Source organism: Paenibacillus tundrae (assembly GCF_030812775.1).
In the GTDB taxonomy this organism is placed as follows: Bacteria; Bacillota; Bacilli; order Paenibacillales; family Paenibacillaceae; genus Paenibacillus; species Paenibacillus tundrae_A.
The window spans coordinates 25,726-52,682 of sequence record NZ_JAUSTI010000018.1 but is presented as its reverse complement, the minus strand read 5'-3'; the positions used below and the strand labels follow the sequence as shown (position 1 = coordinate 52,682).

Below are 26,957 nucleotides of genomic sequence, written 5' to 3'. Positions count from 1 at the left end.
TTGCATTCGTCTCAGTCAATTCAGTCAGCTCCTTGATTCATACATGCTGTTGTTATTGTAGCATAGGTTAACCCGTTACTGGCACATCTTATGCTTGGTGGTAATCTCTTTTTCAAGAGCACTACGATGACAGCACAACCTTCCGCTCGCTGTTACCTCAGATTTCTTTCATTCCACTAATCATCTAGGTTAGTCGTACGTAGAACGTTGCGCCTTCTCCAACCACACTTCGGGCATATATCTGCCCTTTATGTTGATCCACAATAGAACGGGCAATCGCAAGTCCAAGACCATGTCCACCATGTTGACGAGCACGCGAGGCATCCATTCGATAGAAACGATCGAAGATTCGTTCCAGATGCTCAGGGGCAATACCCTCTCCAGTGTTAGACACCGCAAGCACTACTTCGTTATTCTGCTTCTTCAACGTGACATTCACTGCACCCTTGGATTTAGCGTATTTCACGGCATTGTCCAGTAGGATCAGAATGACCTGCTTGATCTGTTCATTGTTGCCATGAACCATAAGCTCTGGCTCTATGCTGTAGTCGAGTGAGATATTTTTCTCAAATATCATTGCTTCCATCGTCAAAATAATCGTCTCAACTGCCTCACTCATATTGAATTTGGCATGAATCATCGTAGACCTGGAATCATCAATCTCGGTCAGATACAGCAGACTACTCGTCAGTTTGGACATCCGCTCTGTCTCCGACTTAATGTAATGTAGCCATTTGGACTGATGTTCAATGGTATCCTCGCTATTGGCAAGCAACACATCGGCATTGGTATTAATGATTGCAAGTGGTGTTTTCAGCTCGTGTGATGCATCGGCAATGAATTGCTTCTGCTTCTCGAACGCCTCACGTACAGGTCTAATCGAACGATTGGCGAAGTAGCGACTTAGGAAATAAATGACGATCAGCATCACGAGCCCCACAACCGCAAACGTATAGATCAGGTTCGTAAGAATGCTCTGTTGTGCCGTTACATCAATGAACACGATCATATATCCATTGCTGCTTGAATCAACTACATAGGCCCACTCGGTGCTATCCAGCGCAAATTGTCCGGTCTGACGATTACCCCCGCTCAGCTTATCCTGATCGATCTTTCCCAGAGCCTCTTCATAAAAGGTAGCATCCATGTCAAAGCGAGAATGTGTATTAGTAATCTTCCAATCACGATCTGTCTGGATCATAAATGATACGGAACGTGCGGGCGGAGAGTTAGGATCTTCTCCCATCGCCCCTCCATTCTCTCCAAGTCCGCCCACTGGCGGTGACCCTATGCCTGACGCACCCGAAGCACCCGACGTACCTGAGGTGCCTGACCCTGACACACCGGAGAACCCATCTTCATTACGCGGCATTTTGGAAGAATTATATGGACCGTGATAGAAATCAGATACCTTATACAGCTCCATATTGGTCTCGCGCTGCACATTCTGATAGGTAATTGTATAAATCGTTGCGAAGGCGACCAGCATCATAATCGAGATGGATACCAGATTCACAATGAGAAACCGATTTCTGAGCTTCTTGAACATCAGGCTGTCACCTCAAGTACATAACCCACACCCCGAATGGTATTAATGCGGACAGCGGAATTCAGGAAGGTTAATTTTTTGCGCAAAAACGAGATGTACACCTCCACATTGTTATACTCCACTTCCGAATCGAATCCCCACAGCTTCTCAATGATCTGCTCCTTGGAGGTGATCGCGGATTTACGTGTGATTAGTAGCTCCAGCAGTTCGTTTTCCTTCAGATTAAGCTTCATTTCTTTGCCTTCCACCAAAAGCTTCAGTTGCACGGTATTCAGCTCAATATCTCCGAATTTGAGAGCATCCTCAGGAACAACCTCACCTTTACGTCGCAGTGCTGCCCGAATCCGAGCTAGAAGCTCTTCTGTAGCAAATGGCTTCGCAATATAGTCGTCGGCTCCATAGTCGAGCCCGGTGACTTTATCGTCAATCTCTCCCTTGGCAGTCAGTAAAATCACCGGTGTATGGTTACCTTCACTGCGCAATGTCTTAAGTACCGTAATTCCATCCATCTCCGGCATCATAATGTCGAGCAGCAGTAAATCGTAAATGCCGCTGAGTGCATAATCAAGTCCCGATCTTCCGTCATGCACCATATCTACGGAGTAATTATTTTTCTTCAATATCTGTGATACGGCTTCTGCCAAATGAATCTCATCTTCCGCAATTAGTATTCTCATCTGTATTCATCCCTCTATATGGATTGGTTGTAGACATGTTCATCTATTATACCAATGATTATATCTGCGGAACCTTGAACCAATCTTAATGTATGTTTTGGCTGAGCACTATTATAGGAAGGTAAAAAAAGATTAACAGAATGTAAAATCATTTAAGATTCATTCAAGGTTAAAGCTCTAAGATACAGACATGACAGCAAGACAAAATGTACCACAACATACAACGACACAAGGAAAGGAATGATGTGATATGGCTATTGAGGTGTTCAACCGATATGAGAGCAAATATCTGCTGACAGATGAGCAGTATGAACATTTTTACAGCGACCTGCTGAAATATATGGAGCTAGATGCGTATAACAAAAAACACGAGTTTTACTCGATTAGTAATCTTTACTTCGATACTCCGCAAGATTCACTGATTCGTGCAAGTCTCTCCAAACCGAAATACAAAGAGAAGCTGCGGCTAAGAGCATACGGTGTACCTGAGGATAAAGCCAAAGTGTACTTAGAGATCAAAAAGAAAGTATTCGGCCTGGTCAACAAGCGGAGAACAGCCCTGAAGCTGGATGAAGCCTACGAGTTCGTTCGTACTGGGCAGGCGCCGGAACTCGCTGATTACATGAACAAACAGGTCGTTGAAGAGATCAAATACTTCCTCCGGCTGTATGATCTTGAACCGAAAGTGTATCTAGCGTATGAACGCAAAGCGTTGTTTGACAAAAACAGCCGCGATCTCCGCATTACCTTTGATACCAACATTCGCAGCCGCAGATACGATCTGAAGCTGGAACAGGGAGATTACGGCGAGCCGCTCGTGAAGGACGGTCGATGGCTCATGGAAGTGAAGGCCGAGAAAACCGTTCCGATCTGGCTGTCTCAATTGTTATGCGAGCACGGACTCTACCGTACTGGATTCTCCAAATACGGCAACGAATACAGACATCTGGTGAGAACAACGAACCTGAACTACCAGACAGAACGTGTCCTCGTACCAGGTACAGACTTCGAACCAGCCAGCAATGGAACAAGAACAATCAATTAGAGAAAGAGAGCGTGTCCTATATGCTTGATTCACTATTCAGCTCCGCATTAGACGATGCAACACTAACTTTTAGCAGCTCCGTTATTACCATCGGACTTGCCATCATTCTGGGACTCATCATTAGTCTCACCTACATGAAGACCAATCAGAGCACCTACTCCCAGAGTTTCACCTTAACCATGGTTGTTCTGCCCGTCATTGTCGCCATCATCATCCTGCTCATTGGCAGTAACATTGCCCGAGCGTTCAGCTTGGCAGGTGCCTTCTCCATTATCCGATTCCGGAGTGCGCCTGGTGACCCGAAAGATATCGCATACGTATTGTTCACGATGGCATCTGGTCTAGCGTGCGGAGTTGGGGCTTTTGGATACGCGGTTCTGTTCACAGTTGTCCTGTGTGTATTGATGTTTGTCCTGAGTCGCTTCAACTTCGGCGGTAAGAAGAGCCAGCAGAAAACACTGAAAGTAACTATTCCTGAAAATCTAAGCTATGAAGAAGCACTGAACGAAGTGTTCCATACATTCAACGTACCCTTTGATCTCAAAAAAATCAGAACGACCGAACTGGGTAGTCTGTACGAGTTGGTATACAGCGTAACTATCCACGAAAGTGTTAGCCAGAAGGAATTCCTCGACGCGATCCGTACACGGAACGGCAACCTGGATATCTCCTTAACGATGAGCCCAACCACCGACTATTAAAGAGCCGCTTATGCTTACAAAGGATGTCTTATTAATTTAAATTTGAAAGGATCGATACAATATGAAGAAGAAAGTGATAGCCGGTAGCAAACTGTGGTCTATAGCGATGATTACTGCTCTGGTGACAGCATGCAGCGCCCCAGCAGCAACGAATACAACAGCCAATGCGGCAACAACAACGACAGGAACCACCAAAACCGTTTCCGTAAGTGAACAAACTTCGGTCAAATTCGCCGACCTCGTCTCTCTCGATGCAGATGATACCAATGTGAGCTGGACGGAAGCGGACTCCACGATTATCAAACTGAACGGGACAACCGCAGCAGTGACTGGATCGGGAGCCAAAGCAGCAAATGGTACGGTAACGATCTCGGAAGCCGGTACTTACGTACTTAGCGGCGAACTGACGGATGGGCAGATTGTCGTCAACGTTGCGGATAAAGGTGTTGTACACATCGTATTAAACGGGGCAAAGATTTACGATAACGATAGTGCAGGGATCTACATTCAGAAGGCTGGCAAAGCCGTCATTACCCTTGAAAAAGGAACTAAAAATGAAGTTTCGGATGGCAAAACCTACGTATACGCCGATGATACGACGGACGAGCCAGATGCAGCGATCTTCAGCAAAGCAGATCTAACGTTTAACGGCACAGGGCAATTAACAGTCACAGGTAACTACAATGAGGGCATTACAAGTAAGGATGATCTGAAAATTATCAGCGGCACGATCAATGTTAAGGCTGCCGATGACGGTATTAAAGGTAAAGACATGGTTGCGATTCAGGCAGGCACACTCACAATCGATGCAGAAGGAGATGGAATTAAATCCACCAACGATACCGATCCCTCTAAAGGCTTTGTTGCCATTGCAGATGGTACCTTCAACATTGAAAGTGGTAGCGACGGTATTCAGGCTGAGACTGCCCTTGATACGGATGGCGGCACATACCATATCGTCACTGCTGGTGGAAGTGCAAATGCACCAGCAAAAGTAGAGGAAAGACCGTTTGGCGATGAGGGCGGTGGATTTGGTGGAGGCACACCTCCAACAGACATGGGGACACCACCTACCGATATGGGTACACCGCCGGATGGCGAGCGTCCTGCCGATATGCCGGATAATGCTGGCGGGAATGCCGCAGCAGGCACCAACAACGCAGCTTCATCCAGCTCTGCCAATACAGCAACGACGGAAACCAATGCCGATGCAGACACAGCCACCACGACAACGGAAGAGGAATCCATCAGCGCCAAAGCACTCAAAGCAGGTACTGATCTGACGGTTAACGGTGGTACGTATACGATTGATTCCATGGATGACTCTCTGCACAGCAATAGTAATGTCACAGTAAATGGCGGAACATTCAGCTTGAAGTCTGGCGATGACGGAATCCATGCAGATCAGGCACTTACCATTAATGGTGGAGAGATCACGATTGCGAATAGTTATGAAGGACTTGAAGGTGCAATCATTACACTGAATGATGGAAATGTAGATGTCACAGCATCCGATGATGGCGTTAATGCAGCTGGTGGTGAAGAAACTACAACTACAGCAACTACTGAAGCGAATCAAAACACAGATACAGCTGATACAACATCAAATACCGATCAGACTGGCACGAATGCAACACAACAAAACGGTGGACCTGGTGGTATACCGGGTGAATCATCTGGCAACAACGAATTGCATATTAACGGCGGATCACTCACCGTAAATGCAGGTGGTGACGGGCTCGATGCAAACGGTTCGATCTATATGACAGGTGGTACCGTAATCGTCAATGGTCCAACAGACAATGGCAATGGAGCACTTGACTATGATGGCTCATTTGAGATGAGCGGTGGATATCTGATCGCAGCTGGAAGCTCAGGTATGGTACAAGGTACGTCCGATGCGTCCACTCAAAATGCAATTGTCATGACATTCCCTTCCACTCAACAAGCAGGAACACTCGTACATGTCGAAGACAGTGAAGGCAACAGCATTCTAACGTTTGCTCCAGCGAAAGATTACCAATCTGTAGTCGTTAGCTTTCCTGACCTGAAGGCAGACGGATCTTATGTCATCTACTCTGGCGGAACTTCTACAGGCACAGCCGTGGATGGACTGTATACAGACGGCACCTATAGTGGCGGAACAAAAATTGTTGCATTCCAATCAACAAGCAATGTAACTTGGGTTAATGAATCAGGTGTTACTACAGCTCGATCCGGCATGGGCGGTTTTGGCGGAGGTAATGGTCAAGGTGGTTTCGGAGGTGGAAGAGGCCGCGGACAATCCGGCACTACTTCTGGTAGCACAAGTACAACCGATTCAGCAAAATAAAAAAACGAGTTAGCTCAAATTTGAATCTGTGCAATAACTAGAACAACAATGAATCTGTTGCAAGTTAAACGAAAGGCTCTGAATCCACTCAAAAAGTGTATTCGGAGCCTTTGTTTTGTTCATTCATACCTATTAACATATGACCACTCGTACCTTGCAGAGATGCATCCATCCTACTGCCTTAGAACACATAGACGTACACCTTCGTACGTAGTGCATCCGGGCAAGTGATCGTGCGAAGCGGCACCTTGCCTGGCAATGCAAAACAGACACTAATCACTCTCGCACCTGGCGGCAATTCACGTGTGAACTTGTCCAGCAGTCGCTCCATCGCTCCGGGAAACAAATAACAGATGACACAATCAGCATGTTCATACGAGCTATTATAGATATTGCCCCGGATGAACCGCAGCCTACCCTTCATGGATTGCTTCTGACCCTTGGCCTCCCGGAAGCACACACTCAGATAAGCTATTCCTTGAGACACCCACAGAGGTAGCAGAGAATTTTCAATACCTGTAAGTCGTTTACCCGGACAATACCGCACCACATCCATGCCGAGTGTGCCCCATCCAGAGCCTGACTCGATTACATCGCCATAACCTGGAATGCGATTCACTTCCTCAATGACAACGCGTCTGACCAATCGGGACGTGGGCATCGGGGAAATGCCATTTCTCCAGCTAACAAGTACGATCGACAGGACAGCAATTAAGGTAATCATGGCGAGCAGCCATGGAATGAATGGAATTATGGACATATAATCTCATCCTTTGGGAATTGAAGATGTTGATCATCAATAGCGCTACTTCCCAATCCATCAGGATTACGGAAGCATCCTACTTCGTACAATCCGGTACATGAGACTTCATGTACACCCCTTTTTTATACACGGATTTAATCGTAAAATGAGTACCTAGCTTCCGGTTCGTCCGGTAGATTAAGGAGTTAATTTCATCGATTCCCACCGGCTCACTTTCCAATATGCTGCGTTCAGGCCATACCTGACTGACAATCTGCTCCCGCGTCACAAAATGGTCTAGCTGACTATAAAGTAATTTGAATAGCTGGAATTCCTTCTTCGATAGCGGAATCTCCACTTCACCAACCTGTACGGTCTGCATATGATCGTGCACTTTAATTCCTTCACCGAGCAGATCAGAAAGGCGATATTCTCTCGTCTCCTCCAAGTCGTTCTCGATCCGAAGCTGAATCAGTCCATTCACTAGCGTCAGGTTGTCCCCTTCTGCAAAAGGATATCTCTCATATGGAACAAGGCGTTGCCCGTTCAACTCTGTTCCATTTTTACTATCCAGATCCTCGACCCACAGTTGAAACTGTGCATCATAATGAATACGGCAGTGCCGTTTAGAAATCATCTGATTGTACACGGACAGATCCAGTTCACTACCGCCTGTGTAACGCCCTACCGTTATAGAGCGCCCTTGCCGTACATAAGCAAAGGAACCGTCACTTTCCTGTCCAGGTGTACGAATGACGATTTTTGCCGTCTCCCGCATGTTATTCCCCCACCTTCAAAATTCACTCTCTCTACTCACTAGGCTTAATTAAATTAAAAAGATGTACACTTGCCACTCCGATGACAGAATAACCTTCCGATCGCTGTTATCCCCAGATTTTTTTGAATCCCTTTTCTCAAAGGGAAAATCCGGAGATAGCGTATGCTTCCGATGTAGCTTTCTTGCAGAAAGCTTTCAGGCGAACGCTTCGCTTCTTCAGTTTGTTTCTGTCCTCTCCATTCCACTGTAAATGCTGAGCGAACATATATGTTCGTTCAAATAATAATGATAACTTCATCAGATTTGTTCCATTGTTTGCATTCATGACAATTTATATAGTGTATACATGGCGTCGTTCTATGCTTTTCTCTACTATACCAGACGTTGTGCTTTTTTTCTCATGATAGACAGTCACTAGCTTACCAACAAGAGAGGTACCTAAATATGAACAAAAAGAACATTTGCATATATGTGCTGCTTGCTTTTGCCCTATCCATCACACTTACAGTTCTGTCCCATATGAACGGTGAACGCGGAGAGTCCTTGAATGGCAAGCAAGCAACGATGGAAACGTCATGGATACATACGAGCATCCAGCCCTAAATACCAGCAACATACTCATGAATAAACTTACTTTATTATAACGCGTTCACTCCAATAAACGTTTCACGATTGTCATCTCTACGATTACTCATAACAGACAATAAGCCCCTCAGTCTGCTAGGCAGATCAAGGAGCTTATTGTTGTGTTTATTAGTCGTTAGACCTCATCGTTATGTTGTTCCTTATCGGATTCGGCAGATGAATTCTGTTCATTTGGCTTATTCTCTTGAGCGTGAGCTTCCTCCATCTTGCTCGATACCTTTTGATACAGATAAGAGATACCCAGAAGCAAGATACCAAAGCTGAAATACGCGATAATCTTACTGCCTGCGGTCAGCAAACTAACATCATAGAATACCATCTTACCCGTAGCCAGTAGGGTTAGACCTAGACCCAGACGGCGAATCATCACATATTTTCTACGGAATCCGTAAGCAATGTAGAGGATGGCAAGTATCAGGTAGATTAGGCTAAAGAGCAGCCCCACATCTCCCCATTGGAACTGAACCGTCATGAAAACGGTGATTACCCCTAATAGGTAGACCCCTGCAATGACAGGGTACCACTCAATACTTTTAAACTGTCCACGGATAGCTGTAATTAACAGATCTCTGCCAGCGAAGAATACCCCCACATTGAAGATGATCAGTACAATAAGCCCCACGATCTCGGCAGCGGTATGTTGCTGAACATCAGGTTGTAAGGCTGGCAAATTTAACGTTACTGCTAGCGCTATACAGTAACCCACAGCATGTAGAATGTTCGTGTAATAGCGTACAAATCGACCTTGTAATGGCTTCACTTTGCTCAGTCCATAAGCTAGCGCAATCGTCAGCGAGGCAAACAGAATGAATTTGTAGAACAGGTATAACGGGAAGCTGTCATCCACAGCTCTGCTATACAGCTCATTCGATTCATACAGAACATAGAACCATAGGTTCACGAGTGTAACGTATTGGAATCCTCTCAGGAAGCCACGCTCCACTGCATGGTAACGCAGCATTCCTGGAGCAGACAACGCTCCTTGATTAACAAATGAATAATACAGCGTAATCGCAAGTGTGCCAAGTGTGATACAAGAATATTTCAACATAAAGTGAGACTGCATTCCCATAATGAACATCACCAGCACATCAATATACATAAAGGTAACGATGCAGAGAAGCACTACACCCCATCCGGCACGTTCAACCGCTTTGAATCGCTTCAGATGACCAAGGGTGATGAGTAGAATTCCTTCGATCAACCAACCCAAGGACAACCATTCCGCTCCAAACTGGAACGGTATAATTAGAACCGCAAAGGTTAACGAAGTGATGTAAAACAAAAGTATCGTCTGTTTTTCCTGCACCATATGGCGACGAACGAATCGCGCCAGCCCGAAATAGACCAGACAGAATACTAGAGCCAGCAGTCCTTGTGCATCGTCCCAGCCCTCTGCCCTGAACAGCACATAGAGCATGAGACAGCTGATACTTGTATTCATAGCGAGCAAGGCGAAGTCCCACCAGGTTAGCTTCACCCGATGTTTGAACGGATACGCCAGCGTAATGCCCAGGTACAACGCAAATGTCACAATCGAATACAACATGCCCACAAGATTGCTCGGCGATAACCATAGCATAATGAGCATCGACGGTGTATTGAACAAGAAGCTGATATAGTGCACAATAGGCCAACGTTTACCGAACGAGATCAGTACGATAATGCCATTTAAGAGCAGTAAATAGATCATCGCCGCATAAACGGCGCGTCCTTCCAGCCCGAAGTATCCCATGTACGAAAATAACGGTAAATAACCTCCGACGAGTCCTAGCGTACAGATCGTTTTGGATCGATACCTCAGCGACAGGACGACAGAGACAGCCGATACCAGTACGGATAACCCTAGAGCCGTATACAGTCCAATGATATGCAGCAAGAAATAACTGTAGAAAATAGACCCAAACAAGATGGATATGCCTCCACCTAACAGTCCCATGGCAAACGTCTGCCGCTTACGACGGAACAACCACTCTCCCCCAGCGAGCATAAGCACACCTAATAAGAAAAAGGCAGCACCTTTCATCTGATCGCTGAACCAAGTGGAATAGGAGTACCGGAATGCTGCACCCACACCCAGAATAAGCAGTAAAATGGCCAACTTGTTGATCCAGCTTAAGCCAATCTTCATCTCCATTCGGTTTTGGCGAATGCGTTGCTTAATCGTCTCCTCACTCAGCTCTTCCTCAGCCATATGATCATATCCTTGATGCATTTGCTGACGTATCGCTTCTTCCCGCTCCCACAGCGTTTGCCGTTGTCGCTCTATTCGCTCTCTTACTTCTCCGGCTAGATATGCAATACGTTCCTTGATCTCATGCTCATCTTCTTGCAGCTCCTCCGCAGCTCGGTTATAGATGGAATTAAGATTCGCTTTGGTACGATGCTCGTGAGCCTCTAGCCGATCGTGATGTACAGCCGTCTTTCCTCGGAAATACGTCTCCATTTTCTCCTTCGATACACGGATCAGATTCAATTTCTCATCCAGCATCTGTTCAGACAGCGCCATCCGAAGGCGAACATTCTCTTCTTCCATCTGACGCGCCCGGATCTCCAACTGCTTCAGCTTGAGCTTATACGCCTCAGACTGCTCACGCAGTTGTTCGTTCTGTACAATCAGATCATCGGATTGGTAATCCTGAAGCAGTTCGCTATACTCCTTAACCAACTGCTTCTGTTGCTCTTGCACCTGATGAAGCCGATCCTTGAACTCCTTCATACCTTTCCTCCATTGGTCGATGTTGATTTGTTTCCCTATATTTTACTCTATTGTGATCTGAAAAAGATGTAAATGTTGCAATAACTCCGCTAATCCCTACCCCATCCTTTGTGACAAAATAAAAAAAGCCCAAGAAGCAATGAGCTTCTTCAGGCTTACGTTCCACACAATTTGTACTCGAATCCATTCTAGGATCGCAAGAAGAGTCTGATTCACCCTTTTATGCCGCATCTGTCGATTCTGTTGTATCGTCTGTGCTTGGCTCTATAATTTCGGTTGCATCTGGATCAAGCCAGCTGGCAATCATCGTACGTACATGTTGCAGATCTTCTTCCGATAGATCGTAATACCAGACACCGCCACGCATCGCACCCGTACCCTGTAGCATATAATTGCTGATCGTCGGAATGCTATCTTTCATGTACAATGACTCGGCAAATTTAACAATAAAATCAGAGTTCATATTGGTCGTAAAGTTTGATCCAGCAATTTTAATGACATCTGGAATCTTGGTTAGGTTTTTGACCTCAAGCGCACGGTTCATGAATGCACTCAGGAAAATCCGGTGACGCATCGTCCGGTTAAAATCGGAGTCTTCACGGTATCGCACATATCCCAGCGCTTCCTCTCCGTTATAGATCGGTTTGTTCGCTTCGACGAACAGCTTTTCGTGCGTCTTTAGCTTGTTTTCAATATTTTTCTTAATTGGCAGCTCTACTCCGCCTACCGCATCTACGATATCTTTCAGACCATTGAAGTTAATGGCCGCATAGAAGTCTACTTTGTTCTCCAGCAGCTTCTCCACGGTATCCATAGCCATCTTAGCCTCACCATGAGCATACGCTGAATTAATTTTCGATTTTACATCCCGACCTACAATTTCTGTATAGGAGTCACGCGGAATGGACAGTAACAGTACTTTATTATCTTCTGGGCGAACGACGGAGTAGATGATCGTATCTGAACGACTTGGTTCGTTGTCACGTTGATCGATCCCGAGCAGCAACAGCGAGAATGGATCTGTATGTTCCACAACGGGTGCGTCTTCATTACCCGCTGGTTTGAAGGAATCATCCAGTGTTTCCTTCACCGTATCTGAGGCAAACATGTTGAATGCTAGTATGACCAGTTGCTTTTGATAAATGAATCCAAGCCCTCCTAACAAAACAAGCACACTCAATGTAATGATTAGGGGCTTCTTCCATCTCTTCTTCGGTTTCTTCGGCTTCCGTCTGGTTAAGTGAGCTGCACTGTTTTCCATGATTTCTCCTTTAACTCTATAAGAGCGGTTTCTAAGAATCATTTAACTATATTAATAACATCATTTCAATAGATTAGGTTATAATCGCCATGATAAGATATGGCACAGAAAGGAGCGATACATGATGGAATTTCGACATTTAGGCAACAGCGGTCTACGCGTATCCGCACTCGGTCTGGGCACCAACGCATTCGGCAAACGTGCCGACGAACCGACATCTACCCGTATTATTCATGCCGCACTGGATCAAGGGATTAACTTCATCGATACCGCTAACATCTATGCTGGCACGGAATCCGAACGAATTATTGGACAAGCCCTTGCAGGTAAACGGGAAAACGCTGTGCTTGCTACCAAGGCCGGACTACCCCGGCACGATGGTCCTCATGGGCGGGGTTCCTCCCGCTATCATTTGCAACAAGAGCTGGAGCATAGTCTCCGTCGTCTGCGGACGGACTATATTGATCTGTACCAGATCCATACTTTCGATCCGCACACACCGCTGGATGAAACGTTGCGCACGCTGGATGACATGGTATCCTCCGGTAAAGTCCGATACATCGGAGCGTCCAACTATGCCGCATAGGAGCTGATGAAAGCTCTCGGCACGAGCGAGTTGAAGGGTTATGTTCGTTATATTTCTACGCAAACGAGCTACTCTCTCGCTGACCGTACACCTGAGCTAGAATTGGTACCGCTGTGCTTGGATCAAGGTGTCGGCATTATCCCATATTTCCCGCTGGCTGGCGGTATCTTAACTGGCAAGTACAATGGAGAACAAGCTGTACCATCCGGCTCTAGGGCAGACACCGATCCATCTTTCAATCGTTTTCTGCTGGAGCACAATATTCATTTAGGACGACAAGTTAGCGAGAAAGCGGCGGAACATGGTTGCTCCCCAAGTGTATTATCCCTCGCTTGGCTACTGGCACGTCCGGCAGTTTCAACGGTGATCGTTGGAGCCACACGTACAGAACAACTGGAGCACAATCTCCAGAGCCTTGATCTCAAACTGACATCCGACATGATGGCTGAACTGGATCAGCTTAGTGATTCGTTCCGTCATAGGGAGCCTTTTGCAACCTACCGGCTGAGTGAATAATCATGAACACTAAACTTACATCCGTTCATAGTTCATCATAAAACAAAATAAATAACCTCCCGGCTGCAAGGTCAGGGAGGTTTTCAATGGTTGAGTATCATTTTATGTAGAATAATCTTCTGCTCTCACTACAACATGTAGTTTAATAATGTACAAAAAAATCCAATACGTCCGTTATTCGGATTTATTATTAATAAACTCACGTAAAATATCCATGTACTCTTCCTTACGATCACTTACCAGATCAAAAAACGCCTTGTCTGCAGCCTCTACAACCTGAATTCCCTGATTAGCAAGAGCTGTGCCCTCTGGCGTTGTAGAAATGATATTTGCTCTTGTATCCGTCTTATGACGAGTACGTTGAATCAGCCCTCTCTTTTCAAGCGCACGAAGAACTTGAGATGTTACATTAACATCGACATTCGTAAATTGAGAAATTTGAACCTGAGTAACACCATTACCCTCTTCATCGCGTTCATTCAACCATAAGCATCCATGTAGAAGCACAAATTGTGGGTGTGTTAACCCAAGCGGCTCAAGAACCCTTCTCATTTCTTTACTCCACATGGTCGTAACCTGCCATAACAGGTGTCCTGGACTTTCATTTGCATGTTTAAACTGTGAACTCATCTCAATTCCTCCATCACCGATGCCTTAGAATTCTACTTCATTACATATACTAGAGAATATTACAGATTAATGGTCGTCACATGAACCCCCTTACCAAGGCTATATCATGGGTTTGGACAACCATTATATCTAGGCATTGCAGGTTAATTATTCTTATAACGATTTTGCCATCTGATCCGTTGCAACTTTTGTATCTTTTTTCATGGCCGTTTAACGCGAAGGGATAAATTGCTTCACCCATTGTCCGAACCCTTGCGGATTGCGACTCTGGATCAAGATCGTTCCTTCTCCCCTGAACCGGCACACCAACCCTTCTCCACTAGTCACACTGGATAGCCAGCCCTGTGATGCTTTCTCAATGCGATAATTCATATAATGAGGCCATGCAACGAGATGTGCATTATCCACGATGACCTCTTCGCCCGCAGCCAGATGAATGGCATGGATTGCACCATACGAAGATAGAAATACGGTTCCCCGACCACTGATCTCAATAATGAAGAACCCTTCTCCAGAAAAGAGACCTTTTTTGAGATTCTGCATTTTGCTATTCACCTGAATACCTTCAGTACCCGCGAGGAATCCATCCTTCTGCACATAGAGGGAGTATGAACCGTCTAACTCAACGACTTGCACATCGCCCATGCTTGAAGGAGACAATAGAACCTCTCCTGATCCTCCAGTTGCCGTCAGTTCTTGAAAGAAAAACTTCTCCCCACTAATCATGCGTCCAAACCCTGCGAACATGCCACCTTCTGCAGAACCTCTCAGCTCAATCGTAGGAGTCATAGATACCATCGCTCCACTCTCAGCCTTGAACCGTTCTCCGCGTTCTAGATTAACTTTGAGCATAGCAAACGCACCTTGATGCAGAATCTCATAATTCATTGCTTCATCAGCTCCTTGTGGTCTTCAGAACCAAAATCATTCAACCCATTGTCCTCCAACATCAACGCTTTATCACCATATTCCCTTACGATATGCTGATCGCCCCAATTGCAAAGTGCATTGAGTATCGGTTCCAAACTCCGACCATATTCGCTTAATTCGTACTCCACTTTCGGTGGAACCTGATTGTAGACGATTCGATTCACAATGCCATCATCCTCAAGCTCTCTCAATTGCTGTGTCAGCATCTTTTGCGTTATAGCAGGCATAATGCGCTTAAGATCACTGGTACGTTTCTTCCCGTGGGTCAGATGGCATAAAATCACACATTTCCATTTACCACCGATGACCTCAAGGGTTGCTTCAACAGAAATATTGTACTTCTTCCTCTCCATGGTATGTCTCCTCCCTGGCGAATTTTATGAACGGTATAGGCACCAAAAAGTACGTATGGTACTAAAAAGTACGTACTATTCATTTGATATGGAATATCTCATAATAGCATTTGCCAGTACGTAAATCCACATTCCAGGGAGTTGAGCTATATATGTTACAAAGTTCTACTAAACGAAGTACACTCGCGCTGCTGGCACTCGCAATCAGTGCATTTGCCATCGGCACCACTGAATTTATCAGCGTAGGTCTGTTGCCGCTTATTGCAGATGATCTAGGCATATCTGTAACCACAGCGGGATTAACCGTTACCTTATATGCACTTGGCGTGACGTTTGGAGCACCTATCCTAACCTCTCTAACGTCTACCGTCTCACGCAAAACGTTGTTACTTGCAATCATGCTTGTTTTTATCGCAGGCAACACGCTTGCGGCCTTATCTAGCGGGGTTACGCTGCTGCTCATTGCTAGAATCATCACAGCCCTATCCCATGGTGTATTCATGTCGATTGGTTCAACGATTGCAGCGGATCTTGTACCTGCCAATCGTAGAGCCAGTGCAATCGCCATCATGTTCTCCGGGTTGACCGTTGCGACCGTAACCGGTGTACCGCTAGGTACGCTTATTGGTCAGCACTGGGGTTGGCGTGCAGCTTTTATTCTCATCGTGGTCATTGGGCTCATCGCGTTGATTGGTAACCTGCTGCTCGTGCCCTCCACACTGGAGCGCGGAACACGCACTGCCTTCCGGAACCAACTGAAACTTGTAACCAACGGAAGATTGCTGCTTGCTTTTGTTATTACAGCCGTCGGATATGGAGGGACATTTGTTGTCTTCACCTATCTGTCTCCACTATTACATGATATTAGCGGGTACGCGGAGCCAACCGTAGCACTCATTCTACTTGTGTACGGGATCGCCATTGCGATTGGTAATATTCTTGGAGGAAAAGCAGCCAACCGCAGTCCACTACAGGCTCTTTTCTACATGTTTATGATCCAAACCGTCATTCTGGGTATACTATATTTCACCGTTCCCTTCAAAACAGCAGCATTGGTTACGATCCTAGGGATGGGTATGCTTGCTTTTATGAATGTCCCGGGATTACAGATGCATGTGGTGTCACTCGCGGAGCGGTATGCACCGCAGGCAAAAGATGTAGCCTCAGCCTTTAACATCGCTGCCTTTAACGCTGGTATTGCAATCGGCGCCTATCTCGGTGGTGTAATCACGGATTCCATAGGCTTGATCCATACAACATGGGTAGGAGCACTCATGGTACTCACTGCGGTAATCTTAACCGCTTGGGCAAGATTGCTTGACCGTAAAGAAATGCATGTACCGGCACATAAGTAATTTCTCTCATTAAAGTCTACTAACGCTAGATACTCTTCAATTTAAAGAGCTTATCTTGAGTAGGGAACCGGTTTCAAAACAGTGTATAATTATATAATATACGTTGATTGCAATTTGATCTACTATGATTTGATTTTGTATCATGAATTAATAACAATTCTACAAGAAGTAACGAATTGTATACACATCAAGGAGGAATTTTCATGACAACAGCACAACACTTACAATCGACAACAACATTGCATAATGGCGTTCACATGCCTTGGTTTGGACTCGGCGTATTCAAAGTAGAAGAAGGAGCCGAGTTAATCGCAGCAGTTAAACATGCCATTAAACACGGGTATCGCAGTATTGATACGGCTGCTGTATATGGCAATGAAGCTGGCGTAGGACAAGCAATTGCTGAAGCATTGCAAGAGAACAATCTTAAGCGCGAAGACCTTTTCATCACGTCCAAAGTATGGAATGCTGACCTTGGATACGAAGAGACACTTGCCGCCTTCGATACAACGATGAATAAGCTAGGACTCGAGGTTTTGGATCTATATCTGGTTCACTGGCCAAAAGCAGGCAAATATAAAGCTGCATGGAAAGCCATCGAGGAACTCTACCAAGCAGGCCGGATTAGAGCGATCGGGGTAAGTAACTTCCAGATCCATCATCTGCAAGATCTCATGCAGGACGCTACGATCACTCCTATGGTGAATCAAGTAGAATATCATCCTCGTCTGACGCAGACGAAGCTGAAAGCCTTCTGTGAAGAACACAACATTCAACTTGAAGCATGGTCCCCGCTCATGCAAGGTCAGCTTTTGGATAACCCGGTGCTCTCAGAGATTGCATCAGCAAAAGGCAAGTCAATTGCACAGATCATTCTGCGTTGGGATCTTCAGAACGGTGTCGTTACTATTCCAAAATCCACTAAGGCGCATCGCATTGAAGAGAACGCTTCGATCTTTGATTTCGAGCTATCTTCTGAAGAGATGCAACGAATCAATGCGCTGAATGAAGATCAACGCGTTGGACCTGATCCAGATAACTTTGATTTCTAATCCGTTGAATTAAATATCGATCCAATAAGATCCACAAAGCCTCCACTCCTTTCGCTATGGCGGAAGGTATGGAGGCTTTTCGTGCGATAGCTTAAACATTTAGTGTAGTAGAGTAACTGATACGAGAGCAGCTATTCACTGGGCTTTTCAATCGGGGATGAAGCACGGAAAGGTTGCCAATTATCTTCACCCGACAAAATAAGAGGTATCGTGTATTCAGCCGCTTCCTGCTCCGTTAGGAGATCAGCCCATCGTACACGACCACCTGCCTGTGCTTTTCCTGGCCCTGAACTGTTATACTCTGCGAATACCACGGTGCTCTCTGCATCGGTTTTATTCCAGTTATGCCAGCCTTCCTGCTTCACATGGGCTCCAATCCAACAGTTGAGAAAGCATACTTTCGCGTAATTACGCCATGGCCGTCCAAGATACACCGATTCAGGAGGTGCGTTGCTGGTTAGATCACAGTCAATAAACACATAACCATACTTCACATCCTCAGGCGTGGAAGCCGCAGTAACATAGCCCTGCACTTCTCCCTGTACCTGATCTGCACCGGATACACGAACCTTAGAGAAGACCTCACAATCTTTAAATACCGCCGTCGCTGAGCCAAAAATAAAATCAACATCGCCCTCAATGTAACAGCCTTCATAGTATTGTCTTAACTTACGCCTCTCCGCTCCATCACGTGGCCCTCCAAAAAAGCTTCGATCTAACGGTTGCTCCGGGAGCGGCCCGGTGAAGATTGTATCCTGGTGCCCAATGAATCGGCAGTTCCGGAAGGCTGCTCGGTCTCCGTCAACATATATCGCCAGAGCCTGACCAACAAGCTTACCTGGCCCCGCCGAGTTTACAAACGAGAGCCCATCTGCGGTAAAGTCATCAGACCCAACAAACACGGTATAGGAATGAAATGTATGATACAGCTCGCCGTTCGGGAATGTCTTGAGGGCATGATCATCATACGTGATGATCGTCTGCTCGGGTCCCTCACCGATGAGGTGAACCTTAGACTTCTCAATATGCAGCTTCTCAACATACACTCCTGGTTTAATGCGAATCTCCAGCTTGGCTTCAGAATGATCAGGAATTGCGTCAATCGCAGCCTGAATGGTCGTGTAATCCCCACTTCCGTCGGTTGCCACGGTATAATATATAGTGCTCTGGCTCAGATATGTGGGTGGCAGCACACGTTTGGTCATGACAATCGCTCCATTTCCAGCGCGGCCAGTAGAAGCGGTGCTGTCCCCATGAAGGAATCACTTACGACCTGCTCACTCACGTAATAGCTGTACGATCCGTCTCGATCAAGACTAAGTCCTGCCCCATGACAAATGCTGTTCAGCTTCACCCCATCTGCCGTCTCTTCTACCAATCGAGATATCAGACCTTGCCAGCCTTTCTCAGCCGCTTGCTTGAACTGTGGCTCCAAATAACGCAAGCGAACACCCTTCGCAAGTGCGTACACAAACATACTTGAACCTGAAGCTTCCAGGTAGTTGCCTTTGCGGAACCCTTGATCTAACACTTGGAACCAGAGACCACTCTCCTGCTCCTGCACGCGTACCAATGCGTTACACATCCGCTCGAAGATACCGATGATGGTTCCCCGCTTCGGATGATGAATCGGGAAATGCTCTATACTATCCACGATCGCCATTGCATACCATCCCATCGCTCGACTCCAGAAGTGTGCGGAACACCCGGTTGTGGAGTCTGCCCATACCTGCTCCTTTGATTCATCCCATCCATGATAGAGCAGGCCTGTTCGCGGATCGCGGGTCTTACGCTCAACCAGCAAAATCTGGTGAGCAACCTCATCCCATAATTCGGGGCGATTGAACTTTTTCGCGTATTGTGCGAGAAAAGGGGAGGACATGTACAGTCCATCCAGCCACATCTGGAATGGATAGATTTTTTTGTGCCAGAAGCCTCCTTCCGATGTTCTTGGCTGTCCCGCCAGTTGTGCCGCGAGTAGATGCGCCGCTTCCTCATAACGCTGATCTTCAGCATCTTCCGTCAGTCTAAAAAGGTTCTTACCCTGATTAATCTGATCCAGGTTGTATTCTTCAAGCGAATACGTTGCGATCGAACCATCCTTTTGAATATATAGATCCATATGTCGCTTCATAAAATCAATATATTCGTCTTTGCCATACTGTTCACCCGTTTGCGCCATCGCCATAAGAGTCATGCCTTGAACATAAGCCCAGCGTTCAGAAGGAAATGCATGATAACCGTCATTGTCACATTGCTCTACAATCGTCTCTGCTATTCGTTCAGACCAGGATAACTGTGTCTGTATTGGCATACAATCAACCTCCTAGGATGTGATACGGTATTGTATATTGCAAACTCGATCCTCAAACGACCTGTTATATGTTATTGATGCTCAGGTCATCACTTCCGAGAAACTGCCGTTGAACTGCGGTGATTCAGCTGCGGTTGAATCACCACCGGATATTCCGTCTGCTCGCCGCGAATTAACGATACGATCAACTCTGCTGCCTGTGCCGCCAGTTCCTCCAGCGGCGGACCAATCGTGGTGAGCGCGACTTCGGCGTACTGCATATCCGGCAGATCATCATAACCGATTAATGAGATATCCTTAGGCACGTTATATCCAGCTTCGAGAAGCGCACGCAGCGCCCCCCGGGTCACCAGGTTGTTAAGCCCGATAAATGCTGTCGGTGATTCTGGCCCAAATGTATAATTTCGAATGGCAAAATATCCATCCTCCCACGATGAGTGCGCAGGCAAAACGTAGTGAGGCTCAAGCCCAAGACCTGTACGCTGCAACGCTTCTCGGTATCCTTCCAGCTTGATATTCTGGGAGTTCCCGATGAATCCGATCCGACTGTGTCCGAGGGATTGAAGGTGCTGTACTGCCTTGTAAATTCCTTCTTTACGATCAATCTTGATGTAAGGAGAATTCGGGGCTTCGTCCGTACCGAGTACAAAACAAGGCATGTTCAAGGTAGCGAACTTTTTCCAGAAGGCTTCCCGATCTTCAAGTGCGTAATCCCAGAGGATACAGCCGTCCACACGTAATTGACTGAATATATCCACCCCATCATCCGCTACAACGAGGATCATCTGGTAGCCCCGTTTCTTGAGTTCCGCATGTAAATTGCCTGATATGTTGGAGAACAATGGATTGCTCAGTTCATCAAGAACAAAGCCAATGATGTTGCTTCTGCCAGTGGAGAGCTGCTGAGCCATAATGTTTTTTCGATACTGGTGCTTCTCTGCCACCGCGAGCACTTTCTGTCTCGTCGCAGGTTTGATTCGAGGATCACCGTTGAGCGCCTTGGATACTGTGCTATAGCTCACCCCTGCCAGTTTGGCAATGTCCTTAATGGTTATCAAAAGAAATCAACACCTCTCATACCTTGGGAAACTTATTGCTGTGCAGCTTTGTACCGATCATACTGCGCCTGTCTGCCGGCAATAACTTGCTCAATGTTCATTTTCTTCAATGTCTCAATATAGCTATCGAACTGATCTAGACTTGTATCTCCACTAATAAATTTGAAGTTCATTTCTTCCACATATGTCGTAATATCCGGCATGGACATGCTCTCTACACTAGCTTCATCTGGCAGAGCATAGACAAATGGGAAGGGTTCACGAATATACGGCTCCATTTCCTTATCAAGCTTAGCATGCCACTCTGCTACAACGGAATCAGCAGAATCGGTGGATTGAATGTTCGGCAGATTGACCGGCCCAATCCCGAGCTTTTGAATATATTCGTTGTCTTTGCCTTTCTCTGTGAAGGTCTTCACACCATTCTCTTCGGTGTACGTGTCGTCCTTGATGCCCCATGTGTAATACGTCTGTGCTTCCTCACTAACTGCATAATCGAGGAAACGGAAGGCTAACTCTGGATTTTTGCTGTCCCGGGTAATCCCGAAAATACCACTCACTGGCGTACGTCCAACATAGAATTGGTCGCCATGAGGCCCTTTTAACGGTAGAATACCTTTGAAAATGGGCTCAGCCGGGTCGTAATCCTTGTACAGCGGACTGTAGACCATCGACATATACCAACTAAAATTAAACGTCGCACCCGTCAAATCCTGCGAGATCCGGGATGTAACCTGATCACTCGTTGTACTTGCATAATCTACACCGAGCAGACCTTCCTTATAAAGTCCGTTCAGATAGGTGAGATATTCCTTATAGGCAGGCTCATAATAACTGAAATGAACCTTACCTTGATCATCTGCATAGAATTGATTCGCCAGATCCAAACCAAATACCGGCCCAAATGCCATCGGAATAAACTTAGATTCCATCGACAATGGAATTTCATCCGCCTGGCCGTTACCATTCGGATCATCGGTCTTGAACTTGCGCAGCATCGCAGTGAATTCATCCAATGTTGTTGGCTCGCTTAAGCCGAGCTTCTTCAGCCAGCGCTGATTGATCATCATTACAGGCATATAGTTCTTGGTTAGCGTTTGCTGCGGGACATAATACATTTTACCATCTGGCGTTGTTAAACTGGCTTTGACCGAGGGGGATTGCTCATATATTTTTTTGAGATTCACCCCGTACTTATCGATCAACTCATTCAATGGAATAAACAATCCACTGTTGATGTATTTCATAAGCTGATCCTGATCAGGTAAATACACGATATCGGGTAAGCCAGTACCTGCTGCCAGCCTTGGATTGACTGCGTCCGCATAGTTCTGAGGTGGAATCAGATCCCAATCAACCTCAACCCCTGCATTGCTCTCAATTTTCTTCACGATGGCGGCAGTAGATAGATCTACGTTGGTCGTCCACGCATTCGTTCCAAGTATGGACAACTTCGCATCAGGCTGATCGGTCACCGGCCCTGATCCAGTGTAATTGAATGCTGGTTCTGAGCTTGTTGGGGCATTCCCTGCATCATTTCCTGTTCCAGCCCCGCCGCTACATCCTGCCAGACTGATCGCCAATATGGCTGCAATGATACTTTTTCTTCCTGCTCTTCTAATTCTCATCCGCTAATCCTCCTTGTTATGAACAACCTGGGTCGTACGGTGATCAAGTAAGGCTATCCTTTCACGGCTCCGAGGGTGATCCCTTTGACGAAGTACCGTTGGATAAATGGGTAGATGGAAACAATCGGTAGAATGCTGACCACAATGGACACATACCGGACTTGAAGTGTAGAGACCGCTAGTGCACCCGAAGTCATCGTGCCCCCCATCTTCTGCATCACTTCAGGTGAGGCCATGATTAATACTCGGCGTAAGAACATCTGTAAGGGCTGCATATCCTGTTTGCCGAGATAGAGTAGAGCAGAGAAGAAATTGTTCCAGTGAAACACGGCATAATACAGTGTCAGAACAGCTAACGTTGGTTTGATAATGGGCACCGCCAGGCGGTATAGCATGGTCATCTCGTTGGCACCGTCGATACTTGCACTCTCGAAAATCTCATTCGGAATGCCTTCAAATGCCGAGCGACAGATCATCACGTTAAATGTAATGACAAGCACAGGCAGCACCATAACCCAGCGTGTATTGTACAATCCGAGAGACGTAATCAACATGTAAACGGGAATGAGTCCACCCGAGAAATACATCGTGAAGGCGATGAAAAAGTTCAACTTTCTACGCAGGAAAAACTGTTGTCTGGATAAAGGGAATGCCGCTAGACAGGTCGCTACAATATTGAGCAGCGTACCTACGACGGTGTACCACAGGGTATTGTAAAAAGAGACCCATAACTCGCTATATTGCAGCACCATTTTATACCCCGAGAGGGTAAAACCTACTGGCCACAACACCACTTGTTGTTTGTCGATGGCTTCCACCGAACTGAATGAAATACTGACAACGTACAGAAAGGGATATAACGTAACAGCGACCGCCAAGATGGTCAGCAAATAGATAAATGCATAGAATAACCGATCACTTCTCGATTTTTGCATATCAAGTCTCCTTTGGTGGAATGGTCTTACCAGAGTGACATCTTGGTCAACCGCCGAGTCATCGTATTGGCCGCAAATACCAGCACAAACGTGATGATCGAGTTAAACAGACCTACAGCTGTTGCAAAACCGTAATTCTGGCCTTCAATCCCCATCCGGTATACGTAAGTGGACAATACATCGGCCGTCTCATAGGTAGCCCCGTTGTAGAGCAGGTATACTTTTTCAAAACCTACACTCATAATTCCACCTAGCGACAGAAGCAGCAAAATGACGATTGTTGGTTTGATACTTGGAAGCGTCAAGTGCCACAGCTCTTGAAATTTGTTGACCCCATCAATCTTACCGGAATCGTACATTTCAGGGTCTATGCCCATAATTGCAGCAATGTAGATAATCGAACTGAAGCCAAAGCTCTGCCATATATCGGAGCTAGTGAAGATGGTACGGAACCATCCGGCATCCATCATGAAGTTTACTTTTTCCATACCAAGCTTGGCGATCAGGGTGTTGACGATTCCGTCTGTAGGGGATAAAAAATTGATAATCATCCCTGCAACAACGACGGTGGAGATAAAATGCGGGAGATAAGTAACGGTCTGGGCAAATCGCTTGAAGGTTCGATTCTTAATCTCAACGATACAGACAGCGAACAGAATGGGAATGGAGAATCCGAATAGAAGCGGCAGGAAGGCGAGCAGAAACGTGTTACGCAGCAGCCTCCAGAAATAGATGGAGTTCACAAACTGATCAAACCACCTTAGACCAACCCACTCCCCACTAAACATTCCCTGACCGGGTATGAAATTCCGAAAGGCGAGCAAAATGCCAGGCATGGGAACGTACATGAAAATCACGTAATACAGAAAGATTGGAGAGAACATAAGCAGCAGATACTTATCCCGTTTGACTAGGCTGAACAACGTGGACATCCGTTTTTTCACCTTGAATCTTTCCCCCTCGGATTAAAATTACAACGTTTGAATTTATGGATAGAATTATCCCTCAATAAGACTACCTCAGCTATCTAATGATTCTAGAGTAGCTATCAAACATGGTTAAATAAGCTTAATAGGTAATCTGGGATGGCATTTTGATGGTGGAATAATAATTACATCCCAAAATTACAACGTTGTAATTATAACTTAAATGTATACGCTTACATTAACTTTTAATCATCTTAGCAAAGTCTATCTTGTTTGGCAACAACAAAATCTCACTCGCAGAGATTAGCCTCAACTGTGGAGCGGGACAATCGTTTACCCATCTATATCTATTGAAACACCCAGGGCGTTATGACTACAATAAATGAAGCGAGGATACAGAAAGAAGGAATGAATATGATGATTGATGTGCAGCGTGTGTCCTGGCGAAGAGGAGCGATTACCTTGTTGAATGATGTCAGTTGGTCTGTACGCAAAGGTGAGCATTGGGCGCTTCTCGGTCTGAACGGTTCAGGTAAAACGACACTGCTTAACATGATTACCGGTTATCAGTGGCCATCTGAAGGTAACATCTCTGTGCTTGGACATGCCTACGGGGATGTCGATTTGCGACAGCTGCGGAAATCGATTGGATGGGTTAGCTCTTCCCTACAGGAGAAATTACATGGAAGCGACCGAACGCAGCATGTTGTTATTAGTGGAAAGCATGCTACGATCGGGCTATATGACAAGTTATCCGATGGGGATCTGGAACAGGCCAAGGAGCTGATGAGCACGCTCGGCTGCCAACATCTATGGGATCGCGAGTATCGTACGTGTTCCCAAGGGGAGAAGCAGAAGCTACTCATTGCGAGAGCACTTATGGCCAACCCACGCATCCTTATTCTGGACGAGCCGTGTAATGGCCTCGATTTATTCTCTAGAGAGCGACTACTAGAGAGCATTCACAATCTGACCCTGCGTCCTGATGCTCCATCTCTCATTTATGTTACACATCATACAGAAGAGATTTTGCCTGTATTTAGCCATAGTCTGCTACTTCGTAGAGGTGAGGTTGTAAACCAGGGATTGACCAGCGAGTTGATGAATGCTGAGGTACTGAGTCAATTTTTTGAAGCCCCAGTTGAAGTTGATCGACACGGAGATCGTGTGTATGTTAGGGCAGCAGAACAATAATTAGCTTATTTCATCAACATCTATTGCTATGTTGTGCACACATTTCTGTGTATAGAGCTCTAATTCACCAGCCCAAACATCTTATCCACATGTGGATAGAAGTTTGGGCTGGTGGCGCTTAGATGAATTATCCACAGTAAGCTGTGCAAGTTCATCCTTTTATTTGTGAGCCGATAACAATAAAAATAGTGGAATCCGCTGACGCCGTAGATAAGTCTCTTCATTCACAAAATGCTGACGCTGTGGCGCTGACTCCCGTAAATGCTCCACACGGAATCCCGCCTTCTGTAGAGCGATGTAGTATGATTCAAGTGCACGGTGCATCTTCTTCACCGAACCACCTAACCACTGTTGCTCCCGAAAACCTTCGATAAAATATTGATCTACAATCCAGTTCGTTCGAGTACCTGAAGGCTGTAAGGTGGATGTGATTACCGGATGTTCAACCGAAAAGCTGAACGTTCCTCCGTCCTTTAAGGTGTGATATACCTTTCGGAATAGGCTATCGATATCTTCGATGTAGTGAATGGCTAATCTGGATATGGCCACGTCATAAGTCTGCGCCTCATCATTCCAGTCCTCAAGGAACGCTTGCTTGATCTGAGCATTCAGACCTTTTACCGATTCGTGGGCTGCATCTACCATGTTGACTGAGCCCTCAACCCCGGTGTAACTAGACGCCTGATGCTGTGCTCCAAGCAATTCTGCACCAAACTTGGCATCCCCGCAGCCTAGATCTAATATGCTTTTGCCTGCGACATCACCAATTAACTCCAGCATAATCGGCTTCTCCAGCGTATCGTTCGCATTCTCCTGCCACCGCCGTCGCTCCATATACTTCTCAAAGTTAGCCTCATTATCATAGAAATCCGATCCCCTGTTAACCAGCCTCATCGCCTCCTATATGTGCATGTTGAACAACCTCTATATATTTGCTCGCATGAGTATACCTGAAGTCTGTAAGCCCGTCCACCTATACCAAAAGGCTACTTTCCGAAATGTTCAGAAAGTAGCCTGACGGCGTTAGAATG

Annotated in this window: 23 protein-coding genes and 1 pseudogene; 8 read left to right on the top strand and 16 right to left on the bottom strand. The window is 46.0% G+C overall.

Features of this window, described 5'->3' with window-relative positions; genetic code table 11:
• Nucleotides 1-184: 184 nt before the first annotated feature.
• Together J2T19_RS23620 and J2T19_RS23615 are read right to left on the bottom strand one after the other, a co-directional pair.
• Nucleotides 185-1,549, bottom strand: coding sequence for a sensor histidine kinase (locus tag J2T19_RS23620; protein ID WP_307220177.1), 1,365 nt, complete (start codon nucleotides 1,547-1,549; stop codon nucleotides 185-187).
• Nucleotides 1,549-2,226, bottom strand: a complete 678-nt coding sequence (locus J2T19_RS23615; protein ID WP_307220175.1) for a response regulator transcription factor — start codon at nucleotides 2,224-2,226, stop codon at nucleotides 1,549-1,551. Before J2T19_RS23615 ends, J2T19_RS23620 begins: the two co-directional genes overlap by 1 nt.
• Before the next feature lie 250 nt (nucleotides 2,227-2,476).
• On the opposite strand from J2T19_RS23615, the gene J2T19_RS23610 reads away from it, so the two are divergent.
• The 3 genes from J2T19_RS23610 to J2T19_RS23600 all read left to right on the top strand — a co-directional run bounded on the left by J2T19_RS23610 (nucleotide 2,477) and on the right by J2T19_RS23600 (nucleotide 6,304).
• Complete coding sequence (locus J2T19_RS23610) at nucleotides 2,477-3,271, top strand: polyphosphate polymerase domain-containing protein (protein ID WP_307220173.1); 795 nt, start codon at nucleotides 2,477-2,479, stop codon at nucleotides 3,269-3,271.
• Nucleotides 3,272-3,291: 20 nt separating this feature from the next.
• A complete protein-coding gene (locus J2T19_RS23605) occupies nucleotides 3,292-3,972 on the top strand; it encodes a DUF4956 domain-containing protein (protein WP_239291115.1) in 681 nt (226 codons plus the stop codon).
• A gap of 61 nt (nucleotides 3,973-4,033) precedes the next feature.
• Nucleotides 4,034-6,304, top strand: a complete 2,271-nt coding sequence (locus tag J2T19_RS23600; protein WP_307220171.1) for a carbohydrate-binding domain-containing protein — start codon at nucleotides 4,034-4,036, stop codon at nucleotides 6,302-6,304.
• Nucleotides 6,305-6,485: 181 nt separating this feature from the next.
• Here J2T19_RS23600 and J2T19_RS23595 read toward each other — a convergent pair whose 3' ends face one another.
• A complete protein-coding gene (locus J2T19_RS23595; protein WP_307220169.1) occupies nucleotides 6,486-7,064 on the bottom strand; it encodes a class I SAM-dependent methyltransferase in 579 nt (192 codons plus the stop codon).
• Between the two features lie 79 nt (nucleotides 7,065-7,143).
• Entirely contained in the window at nucleotides 7,144-7,824 is a 681-nt protein-coding gene (locus tag J2T19_RS23590; protein WP_307220166.1) for an FHA domain-containing protein, read from the bottom strand.
• Nucleotides 7,825-8,268: 444 nt separating this feature from the next.
• On the opposite strand from J2T19_RS23590, the gene J2T19_RS23585 reads away from it, so the two are divergent.
• Entirely contained in the window at nucleotides 8,269-8,427 is a 159-nt protein-coding gene (locus J2T19_RS23585; RefSeq protein ID WP_307220164.1) for a hypothetical protein, read from the top strand.
• A 157-nt stretch (nucleotides 8,428-8,584) separates the two neighbouring features.
• On the opposite strand, the gene J2T19_RS23580 is transcribed toward J2T19_RS23585, so the two are convergent.
• Both J2T19_RS23580 and J2T19_RS23575 read right to left on the bottom strand, forming a co-directional pair.
• Nucleotides 8,585-11,188, bottom strand: a complete 2,604-nt coding sequence (locus J2T19_RS23580; protein ID WP_307220162.1) for a DUF2339 domain-containing protein — start codon at nucleotides 11,186-11,188, stop codon at nucleotides 8,585-8,587.
• Between the two features lie 220 nt (nucleotides 11,189-11,408).
• The gene (locus J2T19_RS23575; protein WP_307220160.1) at nucleotides 11,409-12,449 is read right to left on the bottom strand and encodes an LCP family protein; all 1,041 of its coding nucleotides are present in this window, start codon (nucleotides 12,447-12,449) and stop codon (nucleotides 11,409-11,411) included.
• Between the two features lie 124 nt (nucleotides 12,450-12,573).
• On the opposite strand from J2T19_RS23575, the pseudogene J2T19_RS23570 reads away from it, so the two are divergent.
• Nucleotides 12,574-13,551: pseudogene (locus J2T19_RS23570) on the top strand (aldo/keto reductase).
• Between the two features lie 174 nt (nucleotides 13,552-13,725).
• On the opposite strand, the gene J2T19_RS23565 reads toward J2T19_RS23570, so the two are convergent.
• The 3 genes from J2T19_RS23565 to J2T19_RS23555 form a co-directional block, all read right to left on the bottom strand.
• Nucleotides 13,726-14,181: a MarR family winged helix-turn-helix transcriptional regulator gene (locus tag J2T19_RS23565; RefSeq protein ID WP_307220158.1), complete on the bottom strand. Its 456-nt coding sequence runs from the start codon at nucleotides 14,179-14,181 to the stop codon at nucleotides 13,726-13,728.
• A 210-nt stretch (nucleotides 14,182-14,391) separates the two neighbouring features.
• On the bottom strand, nucleotides 14,392-15,069 hold the full coding sequence (locus J2T19_RS23560) for a TIGR00266 family protein (protein WP_307220155.1): 678 nt from the start codon (nucleotides 15,067-15,069) through the stop codon (nucleotides 14,392-14,394).
• A complete protein-coding gene (locus J2T19_RS23555) occupies nucleotides 15,066-15,464 on the bottom strand; it encodes a winged helix-turn-helix transcriptional regulator (RefSeq protein WP_307220154.1) in 399 nt (132 codons plus the stop codon). Before J2T19_RS23555 ends, J2T19_RS23560 begins: the two co-directional genes overlap by 4 nt.
• Before the next feature lie 152 nt (nucleotides 15,465-15,616).
• Between J2T19_RS23555 and J2T19_RS23550 the strand changes: the two genes are divergently transcribed.
• Nucleotides 15,617-16,819 (top strand): MFS transporter, encoded by a 1,203-nt coding sequence (locus J2T19_RS23550; protein WP_307220152.1) that lies wholly within the window; start codon nucleotides 15,617-15,619, stop codon nucleotides 16,817-16,819.
• 203 nt (nucleotides 16,820-17,022) lie between these two features.
• Nucleotides 17,023-17,871: an aldo/keto reductase gene (locus J2T19_RS23545; RefSeq protein ID WP_307220150.1), complete on the top strand. Its 849-nt coding sequence runs from the start codon at nucleotides 17,023-17,025 to the stop codon at nucleotides 17,869-17,871.
• Nucleotides 17,872-18,002: 131 nt separating this feature from the next.
• Here the strand turns inward: J2T19_RS23545 and J2T19_RS23540 are convergent, their stop codons facing one another.
• The 6 genes from J2T19_RS23540 to J2T19_RS23515 all read right to left on the bottom strand — a co-directional run bounded on the left by J2T19_RS23540 (nucleotide 18,003) and on the right by J2T19_RS23515 (nucleotide 24,750).
• Nucleotides 18,003-19,076, bottom strand: a complete 1,074-nt coding sequence (locus J2T19_RS23540) for a pectinesterase family protein (RefSeq protein ID WP_307220148.1) — start codon at nucleotides 19,074-19,076, stop codon at nucleotides 18,003-18,005.
• Complete coding sequence (locus J2T19_RS23535; protein ID WP_307220146.1) at nucleotides 19,073-20,185, bottom strand: glycoside hydrolase family 88/105 protein; 1,113 nt, start codon at nucleotides 20,183-20,185, stop codon at nucleotides 19,073-19,075. Before J2T19_RS23535 ends, J2T19_RS23540 begins: the two co-directional genes overlap by 4 nt.
• Nucleotides 20,186-20,274: 89 nt before the next feature.
• Entirely contained in the window at nucleotides 20,275-21,243 is a 969-nt protein-coding gene (locus J2T19_RS23530) for a LacI family DNA-binding transcriptional regulator (RefSeq protein ID WP_307220144.1), read from the bottom strand.
• 32 nt (nucleotides 21,244-21,275) lie between these two features.
• On the bottom strand, nucleotides 21,276-22,871 hold the full coding sequence (locus tag J2T19_RS23525) for an extracellular solute-binding protein (RefSeq protein ID WP_307220142.1): 1,596 nt from the start codon (nucleotides 22,869-22,871) through the stop codon (nucleotides 21,276-21,278).
• A 53-nt stretch (nucleotides 22,872-22,924) separates the two neighbouring features.
• Nucleotides 22,925-23,806, bottom strand: a complete 882-nt coding sequence (locus J2T19_RS23520; RefSeq protein WP_056703312.1) for a carbohydrate ABC transporter permease — start codon at nucleotides 23,804-23,806, stop codon at nucleotides 22,925-22,927.
• A gap of 26 nt (nucleotides 23,807-23,832) precedes the next feature.
• Nucleotides 23,833-24,750, bottom strand: a complete 918-nt coding sequence (locus J2T19_RS23515) for an ABC transporter permease (RefSeq protein ID WP_307220140.1) — start codon at nucleotides 24,748-24,750, stop codon at nucleotides 23,833-23,835.
• Between the two features lie 390 nt (nucleotides 24,751-25,140).
• On the opposite strand from J2T19_RS23515, the gene J2T19_RS23510 reads away from it, so the two are divergent.
• A complete protein-coding gene (locus J2T19_RS23510) occupies nucleotides 25,141-25,926 on the top strand; it encodes an ABC transporter ATP-binding protein (protein ID WP_307220138.1) in 786 nt (261 codons plus the stop codon).
• 159 nt (nucleotides 25,927-26,085) lie between these two features.
• On the opposite strand, the gene J2T19_RS23505 is transcribed toward J2T19_RS23510, so the two are convergent.
• The gene (locus J2T19_RS23505; protein ID WP_370874939.1) at nucleotides 26,086-26,820 is read right to left on the bottom strand and encodes a class I SAM-dependent DNA methyltransferase; all 735 of its coding nucleotides are present in this window, start codon (nucleotides 26,818-26,820) and stop codon (nucleotides 26,086-26,088) included.
• Nucleotides 26,821-26,957 lie beyond the last annotated feature (137 nt).